Genomic DNA, 12,636 nt, shown 5'->3' with positions numbered 1-12,636 from the left:
GGACGGTCCACGAGACCGTCCCCCTTGCCCGGCCCGCGCCGACCGTGCGGGAGGGCGAACGAAGGAAGGGGCCCGATCGATGATCGGGCCCCTATCGCTTGCGTTGCGTCAGTTGAAGACCGCGATCCGCTTCTGCTCCATGGTGCCGCCGCCGAAGGTCGTGAACGACCCGCCGACGGTCATGTTCGCGCCCGACGGGTGGACCGTGGCGTCCCAGGCGCCCACGACGCCGTTCGCGCCCGGGTTCCACGGCAGCAGGTTCCCGTTCATGTCGACCGCGAGGAGCTTCCCGCGGTGCGCCTTGATGCCGTCCACGCACTGGCCCAAGGGACCTGCGTGGTTGGTGTTGCACGCCTCGTCGAAGTGGCCGCCGCCGATGACGGTGTTCCCCCACACGGCGACGGTCTGCATCCCGCCGTCCACGGCCTGGTACCAGAGCGTCTCGCCGGTGGTCGTGAACGCCCGGATCTCGCCGCCGCGCCCGTCGAGCGCCGCGTACACGCGGTCCCCGGCGACGACGACCTCGCGGGTGAGGACGTACACCTTCGCGGAGAAGCCGGTGTCGACCGCGCCCGTGACCGGGTTGACCGCGCCGAGCTTCCCGTACTTCTTGTCGCCGCCGATCATCGAGAACACGCCCGCGACGTAGAGGCGGCCGTGCCCGGACTGGACGTCGCGCACGCCGCCCTCGGACACCTCGGGCTTGAACGCGGCGATGGGAGCGCCCGTGGACGCGTCGACGGCCGCGAGGCGCGGCTGCGCGAGCGAGCCCACCTTCGTGAACGTGCCGCCGAGGTACACGGTGGACCCGACGGGCTCGATCGAGTAGACCGTGGCGCTCGGGTTCGGCCGCCACGCCGTGTCGAGCTTCCCGGTGGACAGGCTGAACCTGGCGATCCGGGACATCGCGGTGCCGTCGACCTCGGTGAACTTCCCGGCGACGTACAGGTACCCGCCGCCGGTCTTCACCTCGTGGACGGTGCCGTTGAGGACCGGCGCGAACGGCAGCAGCGCACCGGTCCGCGAGTTCACCGCGGCCAGGTACGTGCGGTCCGCGTAGGTCCCGTCGGTCTGCTTGGCCCGGGTGAACAGGCCGCCGGAGTAGACGGTGTCGCCGTTGTAGGCGACCTTGACGACCTGGTCGTTGAAGGAGGCGGTCGCCTGCGGCAGGTTCGAGTCGATCGCCCCGGCCGGGGCCTGCACGAACAGCAGGGCCGCAAAAAGTGCTGAGATGGTGATCAGACGGCGCATTGCGGCAGTCTTCCACGCGGACGGCGCCCCGCGGCGGATTCGTGACGGCGCGTCAGGGGACAGCGGAGGAATGCGGTGACCCGCCCGATTGCCCCGTCGTACTACAGTTGAGGTGTGACTTCCTACAAGACCGATCGCGCCCGCGCGGCTGCACTCGCCGCGGACTCGGCCGTGTACGGACGCCGCCGTTTCGGCGCCGGGTTCTTCCTGGGCCTGGTGATCGTCGTGGTCCTCGCCGTCGTCCTGGGCTTCGTGCTCGTCGGCGGCCTGAGCGAGACCCTCCGGGTGCGCCTCGGCGCGACCTCGCTGTCGCTGCTGGTCGCGGCGCCGCTCACGTGCGTCCTGGGCTTCTTCGTCGGCATGTTCGGCCGCGTGCGCCGCATGGGCATGGGCATCGTCGTCGGCGCGCTCGTCGGCACCGTCGTCATCGCGGGCCTCTTCCTGCTCCTGCGCTAGTGCGGCGCCAGCGTGACCGGCGAGTCCGGCGCGCGGGAGCGCCGCGCCCGCAGCCGCCGCGCGAACTAAGCTGGGCCCGCAAGGTTTCGAACCAGTCTTAGAGAGGGGCCGACTGTGCGGATCGCGCGGATCGCTCACCCCACCGGCATGTCGTTCGCAGTCCTCGAAGGGGAGGGGCCCGGGGCCACCGCCGCGGAGATCGAGGGGCACCCGTTCGCGCAGATCAAGCTCACCGGCCAACGCTGGGCGCTCGACGACGTGCGGCTGCTCGCCCCGATCCTCCCGTCGAAGGTCGTGTGCGTCGGCCGCAACTACGCCGAGCACGCCGCCGAACTCGGCAACGAGGTCCCCAAGGAGCCGCTGATCTTCCTCAAGCCCTCGACCTCGGTCATTGGCCCGAGCGAGATGATCCGACTCCCGGCCGTGTCCGACCAGGTCGAGCACGAGGCCGAACTCGCGGTCGTCATCGGCCTGCACGGCGCCCGCGGCCTCGACCGCGAGGCCGCGAAGTCCTCGATCTACGGCTACACGTGCGCGAACGACGTGACCGCGCGCGACCTCCAGAAGCAGGACGTGCAGTTCACGCGCGCCAAGGGCTTCGACTCGTTCTGCCCGCTGGGCCCGTGGATCGAGACCGACGCCGACGTCGCCGACGCGGAGGTCCGCTGCGAGGTCAACGGCGAGGTGCGCCAGCTCGGCTCGACGAAGGACATGATCTTCGACGTGCCCGCGCTCATCGCGTACGTCTCGCAGATCATGACCCTCCTCCCCGGGGACGTGGTGCTCACCGGGACGCCCGCGGGCGTCGGGCCGATCCAGGCCGGCGAGACCGTCTCCGTTTCCGTCGCCGGCATCGGCACGCTGACCAACAAGGTGATCGCCAGTGAGTAACACCCGCACCCGCTTCTGCCCCAGCCCGACCGGCACCCCGCACGTCGGCCTGGTGCGCACCTGCCTGTTCTCGTGGGGCTACGCCCGCGCGAAGGGCGGCTCGTTCGTGTTCCGCATCGAGGACACCGACGCGGCGCGCGACACCGAGGAGTCCTACGAGCAGCTCCTCGAAGCGCTCTCGTGGCTGGGCATGACCTGGGACGAGGGGCCCGACATCGGCGGCCCTTACGCGCCGTACCGGCAGTCGCAGCGCCTCGACATCTACGCCGACGTCCTCAAGCGCCTCCTCGACGGCGGCTACGCCTACGAGGCGTTCTCCACCAACGAGGAAGTGGAGGCCCGGCACAAGGCCGCCGGCCGCGACCCGAAGCTCGGCTACGACAACTTCGACCGCGACCTCACCGAGGAGCAGAAGGCCGCCTTCCGCGCCGAGGGCCGCAAGCCGGTGCTGCGCATGCGGATGCCCGACGAGGACATCGTGTTCCAGGACGCGGTGCGCGGCGAGGTCCGCACCCCCGCGGGCGCCGTCCCCGACTACGTGGTCGCGCGCGCCGACGGCTCGCCGCTGTACACGCTCACCAACCCGGTGGACGACGCGCTCATGAAGGTCGACATGGTCACCCGCGGCGAGGACCTCATGCCCTCGACGCCCCGCCAGATCGTCATGTGGCGCGCGCTCATCGAACTGGGCCTGGCCGACGCCGAGCCCGAGTACGCGCACCTGCCGCTCATCGTCGACGAGCGCGGCAAGAAGATGTCCAAGCGCGACCCGCGCTCGAACCTGTTGCAGTACAAGGAGGCCGGGTACCTGCCCGAGGGCGTCCTCAACTACGTGGCGACGCTCGGCTGGTCCATCTCCGGCGACCGCGACACGTTCACCGTCGCGGAGTTCCTGTCGGCGTTCGACCTCCACGACGTCAAGTCCAACCCGGCGCGGTTCGACGAGAAGAAGTTCGACGCGATCTGCGCCGAGCACTTCCGCATGACCGACCCCGCGGAGCTGACCCGCCTGCTGCTGCCGCGGCTGCGCGACGCCGGGCTCATCGGGGACGCCCCGACCGCGGCTGAGGCGCACGTCCTCGACGTGGCCGTGCCGCTCGTCCAGGAGCGCTGCTCGACGCTCGCGCAGGCCGTGGAGATGCTCCGCTTCCTGTTCTGCGGCACTGAGGTCGCGATCGACGAGGACTCCGCGAAGAAGACCTTCAAGGACGACGCCGCGCAGGTCCTCGACGCCTCCATCGCCGCGCTCGACGGCATCGAGTGGACCACCGCGGGCATCGAGGAGGCCCTGCGGGCCGCGCTCGTCGACGGCATGGGCCTCAAGCCCCGCAAGGCCTTCGGACCGGTCCGCGTGGCGATCAGCGGCAAGACGGTCTCGCCGCCGCTGTACGAGTCCATGGAGCTGCTCGGCAAGGACGTGAGCATGGCGCGCCTGCGCGCCGCCCGCGCCACTCTGTAAGCGCCGCAAGGAGGACCGGCCCCGCACGCCAGTGCGGGGCCGGTTCCGTCTCCAGGGACTCCGCTTAGCGCACTACTGTGCAATGCATGGTACTGTCGTATGCGTGGACCGATCGCAACTGCTCAAAGGACTGCTCGACATCATCGTGCTGCGCGTCCTCGCCGACGAGGACGCGTACGGCTACGAGATCCTCCACCGCCTGCGCAAGGCCGGGTTCGAGGAGCTCGGGGACGCCACGGTGTACGGGACGCTCCGGCGGCTGTTCAAGGCCGGACACCTGTCCACCTACGTGATGCCCAGCGACGCCGGACCGCACCGGAAGTACTACGCGCTCACCGCGACCGGCCGCACCCGCCTGCGCGCCATGCGCGAAGCATGGGAGGACGTCAGCGGCAAGATGCGCGCCCTCCTCGACTCCCCCGAGAAAGGCTGACGATGACCGACTCACCCCGCGGCACCGAGGCGGCGACCTACCTCGCGGAGGTCCGCCGCCACCTCGCCGACCTGCCGCCCGCGGTCCGCGAGGACCTGCTCGCCGACCTCGAAGCCCACTTGAACGAGGTCGCCGCCGACCTCGAACCGGGCGCCACGCTCGCCGGACGCCTCGGCGCCCCGGCGGCGTACGCCGCGGAGCTCCGGGAGACCGTCGTCGTCGAAGGCGACGCCGAGCCCGCCGCCCCGCGCCGCGACAGGATCGCGGAGGCCCGCGCCGCCGTCGCCAGGACCGCCGACGCGGCCACCCGTTCGGCGGGCATGGGGGACTTCGCCGAGTTCCGCGAGAAGGTCAGGCCCGGCTGGTGGGCCGTGCGCGGCGCGGTGGGCGCGCTGCTCCTGCTCTACTGGTTCTCCTCGGTCCAGTACGGCTTCACCGACTTCTGGATCTTCGGCTCGTTCCCGGGCCTGGTCTTCGGGCTCGCGGCGGTCCTCCTCGGCGTCTGGATCTCCCTGCGGGTCGGCACCGCCTCGACCCGCTGGGGCCGCACCTCGCAGCTGTGGACCGCCTGGCTCGGCGCGGGCCTGATGATGCTGGCCGCCTACCAGTTCGCGTGGATCTACACCGGCGGGCTGCCGGACCGGTACGTGCCGACCGCGTCCTACTCCTACGACGACGGCTCCCTGGAGATCGAGGACCTCCGCGCCTACGACGAGAACGGCGAGCCGATCGACGGGTTCTACCTCTTCGACCAGAACGGCGACCCGGTGCTCCTCGGCGACCCGTACCGGTGCGATTCGGGGGACCAGTACACGGACCCGTACGGCGAACACGGCTACCTGTACCCGCTGTGCCCGACCCCGGAAGAGGCCCTGGGTGAGGCCACGCCGTCCGACGAATGGGAGCCCACCGACGGGCCGAGCGGGTCCCCGACCGACGACGACACCGCGGAGGAGACCCCGCAGGAGTCCCCGAGCGACGAGCCCGACCCGACGGCGTCCGATGAGCCGACCACGGCCGAGGCCACCCCGAGCGAGGCCGACCCGACCACCGAATAGCCACCACCCGCCACACCGGCCCCGCCCGCACCAGGGCGGGGCCGGTCCGTTGCCTCCTGTGACATTGCTCTCCGTGGACCTAAGTGGAAGAAAGAGGGAGCGTCCCGGGCACTGTCAATGGCCCGTTCGGCCGAGTCGCCGGCCCGCGGTTCCCGGCCAATGGGGCGGCGTTCGCGATACTCCCGCTATCGGGCGAGACGGGCACGGAAGCCCTTGCGGTACAGGCGGCAATGTGCCGTAATGTCGCCGTTACCGAGCGGTACGGAACCGGCTGCGGGTCCTTTTAGGGTTACCCCCGATGTTTACCCGCATGAAGACGACCCGAGCCAAGCACCGCTCCGACGAGCGCCGCCCCGGCGGCCTCCGGCACGTGGTGCGCACCCGGGTGTTCGTGTCCTCGGCGGCCGTACTGCTCGCAGTCGGCTCGGCGAGCAGCGCGAGCGCCGCGATCATCGCCACCGACGACCCGACCGCCGAGGAGCAGCTCGCCGAGCAGATCGTCGCCGACGCCGGCACCGCCGACCGCCAGTGGGACGACGTGGAGTCCATGGACAGCATCCTGCCCGAGAAGGCGGAAGCGGCCCCCGGGACCGCGCAGTCCGACCCCGCGGAGGTCCCCGAGGAAGAGGAGCCGGCCGCCGAAGAGGAGACCTCGGACGACTCGTCGTCCGGGCCGAGCGTCGACATCTCGGCCGAGTGCTCCGACTACTCCGGCAACCAGGCCGTCGGCTGCACCATGACGCTCGACGCCGGGTGGGACATGGGCGAGTTCCAGTGCCTCGTGGACCTGTGGAACCGCGAGTCCGGTTGGGACGAGTCCGCCTACAACTCCGGCTCCGGCGCCTACGGCATCCCGCAGGCGCTCCCGGGCGACAAGATGGCCGCCAACGGCGACGACTGGGAGACCAACCCGGCCACCCAGATCGCCTGGGGCCTCGACTACATCGAGGGCCGCTACGGCAGCCCGTGCGGCGCATGGTCGCACAGCGAGTCCAACGGCTGGTACTAGCCGTCCCTTAGTCTCGATCCGACGCGAACCCGGAGTTCGCTGACCCAGGGAGGTCCCGGCGCAGCCGCGCCGGGGCCTCCTGCCTCTCCCGCAGCGCCCCTTCGAGCCGGTTGAGCAGGAACTGGAGCGACCCGCGCAGATGCGCCTCGTCCTGGCCCGGCTCCCCGGTCAGGGCCGTGAGCACGTACTGCTCGGTGTAGTCCAGGCGCGTGCCGCTGCCCTCGGGCGCGAGCGCCACCGTCACCAGGGACACGTTGCGGCGCAAGCCTTCCACGCTCAGCTCGTACCCGAAGACGATCCGCCGGGGCTCCTCCAGGTCGAAGATCCGCGACCGCCACTCCACCAGCTCCGGCGCCCCCGAGGCCGCGAACACGCCCGTCGCGGTCTCGCCGCCGCCCACGCGGAAGTCCAGCTCATGGGTGCCGTCCTTGCCCGGGATGCGGAACCAGCGGTCGCGGAGCGCGAAGTCGGCGAACGCGGCCCACACCCGCTCGGGAGGGGCGTCCAGGTCGCGCGAGAGGGTCGCCGTGCCGTGCACGGGTGCGTCGGTCATGCCAGACCGAACACCGCTAGGACCCGAACGCTTCCCTCAGCCGCCGGTCTCCATCGACGCCGCCCGCACCGAGCGCAGCAGCAGCCGCGGGTCGCCGAGCATCCGCTTCAGGCGCCGCTCCAGGCCCGCGATGGGCGTCAGGTTCTGCGGCGCGCGGGCGTCCTTGTGGGCCGCGGACCCCAGCGGCGGGAGCGCCGCGGCGGTCGCGTCGGCGAGGGCGATCGCGGCCTCGTCGGTGAGGTCGTCCGAGGCTTCCAGGCGCGCCACGCCCGACCAGCCGCGGGAGCTCGTCCCGGGCAGCCGCAGGTACCACGTGTAGCGGGGCCAGCCCGACACCAGGTGGAACACGGGGGTGCGCTGGCCGGGGGCGAGCTGCTCGACCACGGCGTTCTGCTCGCCCTTGAGGTAGGACCTGGAGTGGCTCTTGATGTAGCCCACCGAGTTCGAGAGCTGGTCGCGCCCGCGCAGCGGCCCGTCGAGGACCGCGAGCTCGGCGTCCATCGCCACCATCGAGGCGACCTTCGCTTCCAGCCCCGCCATCGCGTGCTGCGCCGCGGAGATCAGCTCGCCGGGGTCCGCGGACTCGACCTTGCGATAGGGGTACCGCCCGAAGTCCGCGCCGGGGTCGACGGCCGCGAACAGGCCGCGCTCCACGTCGGCCTCGGCGACGGCGGAGACGTGCCCGTCGAGGTCGCAGGCCACCGCCCCGGCGGCCCAGGAGACGCACAGGCCCGGCCAGCGCTCCCCGCCTTCGAGGAGTTCGACCCGGGCGTCGATGCGGCGCACGCCGTCGACCACGACGATGCGGCGCGGGCCCTTCGCGGGCGCGTCGATGGGGCGCCAGTCCTCGGGGTCGAGCTCGATCTCGGTGCGCACGGTGCCCCCGGTGCGCGAGGGCGACTCGGGGTTGTCGGCGAAGGACGGGTCCCACGCGTCGACGGTGATCTGCAAGGCGCACCTGCTTTCAGGTCGATTGCGGCCCAGCCTACTTCCCATTGTCGACGCGCGCGGCGCGCAGGGAGGGCCGGGGCCCTCCCCGCGGGCTCAGACCTCGATCTCGGTGACGACGCCGGTCTCCAGCGAGTACACCGCGCCGACCACGGTCAGCTCCCCGTCGGCGACGAGCTCGGCGAGGTTCGGGTGCTCCTTGAGCGCCTGCACGGTGAGGGCGACGTTCGCAGCGATCATCGCGTCCACGGGGTCCCCGGACTCCTCCTTCGCGGCCTCGTAGGCGGGCGTGAGGGCCTCCACGATCTCGGGGAGGTGGTAGCCGTGGTCCTCGGCCTCCTCGCCCGCGTCGGCGGCGGCGAGGGCGTCGTGGGCGGCGGTGACGGCCCCGCACTTCTGGTGGCCCAGGACGACGAGCAGCGGGGCCTCCAGGGCCGCGGGCCCGTAGGACACGGACTCGGACACGAGCGGGTCGAAGGTGTTCGCGGCGGTGCGGGTGACCATGATGTCGCCGACGCCGGTGTCGAAGACCAGCTCGGGGGCGACGCGGGAGTCGACGCACGTGAAGACCGCGGCGCGCGGCGCCTGGCCTTCGACGAGCTCCTGGCGGGTCTCGGCGTCGGCGTCGGGGTGGGCGGACTCCCCGGCGGCCCACCGCTGGTTCCCTTCGAGGAGGGCGTCCCAGATCTCCTCGGCCGTCTCCAGGTCCTTGAGGTCCGGGACTTCGGCTGCGGCGGAGGCGGTCTCGGAGGCGGCGGCGCCGCCGGTGTCGGTGGAGCAGGCGTCGAGGGCGAGCACGAGGGCGGAACCGGTGCCGATCGCCGCGGCGCCGGTGAGCAGCTTGCGGCGATTGCCGGAAACGTTGAGAGATTTCACGATTCAGGGATACTCCTGCCGCGCGGGCGAACAGGAGGTGAACGATTCCGATGTGCTCCCCGGCATACGCCGGGGCGGCCCCGCGTCTAAGTCCAGCTCTTCTCGACGTGGGACCCCTTGGCGTCCTTGGTGATCCGGAAGCGCACGGGCACGCGTTCGGCGAGTTCGGGCACGTGTGTCACCAGGCCCACGGTGCGCCCGGCGGACAGCGTCAGGGCCTCCAGCGTGGTCGCGACGGCGTCGAGGGTCTCGGGGTCGAGCGTGCCGAAGCCCTCGTCGAGGATGATCGACTCCAGGCACGCGCCGTGGCGCGCGAGGCTCGCGAGCTGGTCGCTCAGCGCGAGCGCCAGCGACAGCGAGGCCGCGAAGGTCTCGCCGCCCGAGAGGCTCCGCGCCGGGCGGGCCATGTCGGCGTCGTGGTGGTCCACGACCCAGAAGTCCTGCTCGCGGTAGATGAGGTCGTACTGGCCCGAGGTGATCTGGTTGAGCATCACCGTCGCGCCCGCCACGAGCTCGTCGAGGGCCTCCGACAGGAGCCACTCCATGAACCGCCGCGCCTCCAGGTGCCTAGCGAGTTCACCAGCAACCAGTGATTCGCCCCTGAACCTGCTTACCTCGGAGTCCAGTTCAATCCGTTGGTTGCGGGCGTCCCGCAGCCGCGCGGACGCGGCCTTCGCGGACTCGACGGCGGCGGCGTGCCTGCCGACGTAGTCGCCGCCGGTGCCGGTGCGCGGCACTTCGATGTCGAACTCGCCCAACGAGAGCCGCAGCTCCCCGCGGAGGGTCGCGGCGCGGCCGTCGAGCCCGGTCAGCTCGGTGCGGGCCGCCTCTCGCTCGGCCCCCGCCCGTTCCAGCGAGGCCGCGGCCCAGCCGACGAGTGCGTCCCAGCTCGCGGCCAGGTCGTCTCCGGCGGCGGGCGGGGCCAGCGCGGCGACCTGGTCGCGGGCGTGCTGGAACTCCTTCCAGGCGCGCTGCTGCCGCTCGTCGGCGGCCTGCTTGCGCTTCTCGGCCTCGCGCAGGGCCCGCCGGGCGGCCTTGAGGGCCGCGCCGGTGCCCGCGAGCTGCTGGCGGGCCTCCTCGGAGGACGCGCGCTTCGCTTGCAGCGCAGTCGGTTCGTCGACGCCTTCGAGGCGCTTCTTCAGGCGCCCTTCGGCGAGGCGCAGCTCGGTGAGGCGCTCCTCGTAGTTCTCCAGCTTCGTCTGGAGCGCGACAACGGCGGCCTGAGCGTCGCGGTGCTCGATCGTGGCGGTGCGGGAGGCCTCCTCGGCCTGCTGCATGGACTCGGAGAGGTCGTGCTCGGGCACCGTGTCGACGGGCCGGTCGCAGACGGGGCACTCGTCGCCGACGCTGAGCCCGGCGCGGAGGGTCCCGGCGAGCTCGGCCATCCGGACCTTGTGGAGGGACGCGTGCTGGATCTCGACCTCTTCCCCGGCGGCCTCCTCCAGCTCCTTCGCCTCGGCGAACTGGTCGCGCAGCTCCTCGGTCAGCTCCAGGCCGGTCTTCAGCTTCGACTGGGTCTCGGCGAGTTCGGCCCAGGCCTTGAGCTGGCGTTCGATGAGGGCGAGGTCGAGGCCGTCGAGTTCGCCGCGGAGGCGCTCGTCCTCGGCCTCGGTGGTCTCCACTTCGGACGCCTTGTCCGCGGCGGCGGCAGCGGCGTCGGCGACCTGCGCGGCGATGTCGGCGACGCCCTCGGGCCGCTTGATGTAGGTGAGCGACGCGAGGTTCGACTCCGCTTCGGCGAGGCGCCTGCGGGCGGCGTCCACGGCCGCGGCGAGCCCGTCGAGGGCGTTCGCCTTGTCGCGCACGGGCTCGGTGAGCTTCTCCAGCCGCTCGACGCGTTCGGCGGCGGCGGCCAGTTCGGCGTCGGTGACGGCGGGGACGCGCGCGAGCTGCGCTTCGAGGGTCTTCATCGCGGTCGTGGCGGCGTCGCGCTTGGCGCCCGCGAGCTGCTGGACCCGCCGGTACACGCTGTGCCCGAGGAGATTCTCCAGGATCTTGCGGCGGTCGGCGGGGGAGGCGTGGAGGAACTCCGCGAACTCGCCCTGGGGGAGGAGCACGCACTTGGTGAACTGCTCGAACGGCAGGCCGATGACGCGCTCGGCGGCGCTGCTGACCTCGCTGGGGCTGCCCGCGAGCGCGCGGCCCAGGCCCTCCACGAGCGACTCGTCGTCGGCGGGGTTCACGCCGTCGGGGAGCTGCTCCAAAGCGGCCGTGGTGGTCTTGACCTTGCCGTTGCGGTCGCGGCGCAGGATGCGGGTCGCCACGTAGTGCGTCCCGGCGGCGGCGAACACGAGCCGCACCCGTCCCTCCACTGCGGACGGCGCGAGGGCGTTCTGCGTGGTGTTGACCCGCCACCGCGGCGTGCGCCCGTACAGCGCGAAGCAGATCGCGTCGAGCACCGTGGACTTCCCGGCGCCGGTGGGCCCGGTGAGCGCGAAGAAGTCGACGTCGGTGAAGTCGAAGGTCTCGGTGCCGGTGTAGGACGCGAAACCGTTGAGGTCCAGCCGGATCGGGCGCATCAGGCCTCCTCGGAGACGGTCTGGGTGTCCTCGTACAGGACCGAGAACAGCTTGGCGACCGCCGGGTCGTCGTGCCCGTTCTCGGTCAGGTACGTGCCGAACAGCTCGCCGGGGCTCCTCCCGGACCGCCGCTCGCGCGGCGTCTTCTGCTCCAGGCGCATGACCGGGTCGATGTGGATCTGGACCGCGCTGGGGAACAGGTCGGCGACCTCGGCGCGGAGCCCGGCCCGGGCGGGCTCGGTGACGAACACGCGCAGCCACGCCCGTTCGTCCACTTCGGTCTTCGCGAGGGTCTCCAGGTTCCCGCGCACGGTCTGGAGCGGCACGGCCTCAGTGAGCGGCACGGTGCGGACCTTCGCGGGGATGCCGGCGCTGACCTCGACGATCGCGACGCCCGGCGTGTGGTCCTCCTCGCCGAAGTCCACCGCGATCGGCGCCCCGGAGTACCGGATCGGGCACGGCCCGACAATCGCCTGCGCCCGGTGCAGGTGCCCCAGGGCCGCATAGGAAGTGGTGGGCGGGAAGATCGCGGCGGGCACGGCGTAGTCGGCCACGGTGTGGACCTCGCGCTCGCCGCCGCCCACTTTCCCTCCGACCACCGTGAGGTGCCCGGTGAACAGGTTGACGGTGTCGGCGCCGAAGTCCTGCGTGAGCGCGGCGACGAGGCGCCGCAGGTGGTCGGCGTAGTTCGCCTCGGCCCCGGCCGCGCCGAGCTCGAACAGCTCGGCGGCGCGCACGGCGTGGCGCTGCGCGATGAACGGCAGGGCCGCGCACTTCCACCGCTCGCCGTCCTTCGTCTCCCCGGTGATGAGGTGGTCGGCGGCCTTGCCGAGGCTGCCGCGCAGGTGGATTCCCGCGGCGTGGGCCCATTCGCGCAGCGCGTCGAGGGCCTTGCCGTTGTCGTGGTTCCCGGCGACGACGACCACTTCGGCGCCGGTGCGGCGCAGGGCCGACAGGGCTGCCGTCAGGAGCTTCTGCGCCTCGCTGGAGGGCGAGGCGGTGTCGAACAGGTCCCCGGCGACGATCACGAGGTCCACGTCCTCGGCTTTGGCGACGTCGACGAGCTGTTTGAAGACCGCGCGCTGCTCGTCGAGCCGCGGGCGGCCCTTCAAGGTGACGCCGACATGCCAGTCGGACGTGTGGAGAATCCGCATTGCTACCCCTTCTCGGCGACGCTTGCGAG

Annotated in this window: 12 protein-coding genes; 6 read left to right on the top strand and 6 right to left on the bottom strand. The window is 71.9% G+C overall.

Annotated elements, in window-relative coordinates:
- Positions 1-108: 108 nt before the first annotated feature.
- Positions 109-1,251 carry a hypothetical protein gene (locus WA640_RS02045; protein WP_335985842.1) on the bottom strand — a complete coding sequence of 381 codons (1,143 nt, stop codon included), beginning with the start codon at positions 1,249-1,251 and terminating at the stop codon, positions 109-111.
- A 114-nt stretch (positions 1,252-1,365) separates the two neighbouring features.
- Here WA640_RS02045 and WA640_RS02040 point away from each other — a divergent pair, with 114 nt between their 5' ends.
- From WA640_RS02040 to WA640_RS02015, 6 genes are all read left to right on the top strand, one after another.
- Positions 1,366-1,707 carry a hypothetical protein gene (locus WA640_RS02040; RefSeq protein ID WP_106362073.1) on the top strand — a complete coding sequence of 114 codons (342 nt, stop codon included), beginning with the start codon at positions 1,366-1,368 and terminating at the stop codon, positions 1,705-1,707.
- 114 nt (positions 1,708-1,821) lie between these two features.
- Positions 1,822-2,598 (top strand): fumarylacetoacetate hydrolase family protein, encoded by a 777-nt coding sequence (locus WA640_RS02035; RefSeq protein WP_106362074.1) that lies wholly within the window; start codon positions 1,822-1,824, stop codon positions 2,596-2,598.
- Positions 2,591-4,057, top strand: coding sequence for a glutamate--tRNA ligase (gene gltX, locus WA640_RS02030; RefSeq protein WP_335985841.1), 1,467 nt, complete (start codon positions 2,591-2,593; stop codon positions 4,055-4,057). The genes WA640_RS02035 and gltX overlap by 8 nt, the downstream gene beginning before the upstream one ends.
- Positions 4,058-4,160: 103 nt before the next feature.
- The gene (locus WA640_RS02025) at positions 4,161-4,490 is read left to right on the top strand and encodes a PadR family transcriptional regulator (RefSeq protein WP_106362076.1); all 330 of its coding nucleotides are present in this window, start codon (positions 4,161-4,163) and stop codon (positions 4,488-4,490) included.
- 2 nt (positions 4,491-4,492) lie between these two features.
- Positions 4,493-5,548, top strand: coding sequence for an HAAS signaling domain-containing protein (locus WA640_RS02020; protein ID WP_335985840.1), 1,056 nt, complete (start codon positions 4,493-4,495; stop codon positions 5,546-5,548).
- Between the two features lie 310 nt (positions 5,549-5,858).
- Positions 5,859-6,557, top strand: coding sequence for a hypothetical protein (locus WA640_RS02015; protein WP_335985839.1), 699 nt, complete (start codon positions 5,859-5,861; stop codon positions 6,555-6,557).
- Positions 6,558-6,564: 7 nt separating this feature from the next.
- Here WA640_RS02015 and WA640_RS02010 read toward each other — a convergent pair whose 3' ends face one another.
- The 5 genes from WA640_RS02010 to WA640_RS01990 form a co-directional block, all read right to left on the bottom strand.
- Complete coding sequence (locus WA640_RS02010; RefSeq protein WP_335985838.1) at positions 6,565-7,110, bottom strand: SRPBCC domain-containing protein; 546 nt, start codon at positions 7,108-7,110, stop codon at positions 6,565-6,567.
- A 36-nt stretch (positions 7,111-7,146) separates the two neighbouring features.
- Positions 7,147-8,061: a hypothetical protein gene (locus WA640_RS02005; RefSeq protein ID WP_335985837.1), complete on the bottom strand. Its 915-nt coding sequence runs from the start codon at positions 8,059-8,061 to the stop codon at positions 7,147-7,149.
- A gap of 93 nt (positions 8,062-8,154) precedes the next feature.
- Complete coding sequence (locus WA640_RS02000; RefSeq protein ID WP_335985836.1) at positions 8,155-8,934, bottom strand: carbonic anhydrase; 780 nt, start codon at positions 8,932-8,934, stop codon at positions 8,155-8,157.
- Between the two features lie 86 nt (positions 8,935-9,020).
- The gene (locus WA640_RS01995; RefSeq protein WP_335985835.1) at positions 9,021-11,453 is read right to left on the bottom strand and encodes an SMC family ATPase; all 2,433 of its coding nucleotides are present in this window, start codon (positions 11,451-11,453) and stop codon (positions 9,021-9,023) included.
- The gene (locus WA640_RS01990; RefSeq protein ID WP_335985834.1) at positions 11,453-12,607 is read right to left on the bottom strand and encodes a metallophosphoesterase family protein; all 1,155 of its coding nucleotides are present in this window, start codon (positions 12,605-12,607) and stop codon (positions 11,453-11,455) included. Before WA640_RS01990 ends, WA640_RS01995 begins: the two co-directional genes overlap by 1 nt.
- Positions 12,608-12,636: the final 29 nt, after the last annotated feature.

The organism is Glycomyces sp. MUSA5-2 (assembly GCF_037034145.1).
Classification (GTDB): Bacteria; Actinomycetota; Actinomycetes; order Mycobacteriales; family Micromonosporaceae; genus Glycomyces; species Glycomyces artemisiae.
This window is presented reverse-complemented; position numbering and strand designations above follow the sequence as displayed.

Excerpts from the sequence above, each read along its gene's own strand:
- WA640_RS02045 (WP_335985842.1), bottom strand. The coding sequence starts at position 1,251 with ATGCGCCGTCTGATCACCATCTCAGCACTTTTTGCGGCCCTGCTGTTC.
- WA640_RS02020 (WP_335985840.1), top strand. The coding sequence starts at position 4,493 with ATGACCGACTCACCCCGCGGCACCGAGGCGGCGACCTACCTCGCGGAG.
- WA640_RS02015 (WP_335985839.1), top strand. The coding sequence starts at position 5,859 with ATGAAGACGACCCGAGCCAAGCACCGCTCCGACGAGCGCCGCCCCGGC.
- WA640_RS02010 (WP_335985838.1), bottom strand. The coding sequence starts at position 7,110 with ATGACCGACGCACCCGTGCACGGCACGGCGACCCTCTCGCGCGACCTG.
- WA640_RS01995 (WP_335985835.1), bottom strand. The coding sequence starts at position 11,453 with ATGCGCCCGATCCGGCTGGACCTCAACGGTTTCGCGTCCTACACCGGC.
- WA640_RS01990 (WP_335985834.1), bottom strand. The coding sequence starts at position 12,607 with ATGCGGATTCTCCACACGTCCGACTGGCATGTCGGCGTCACCTTGAAG.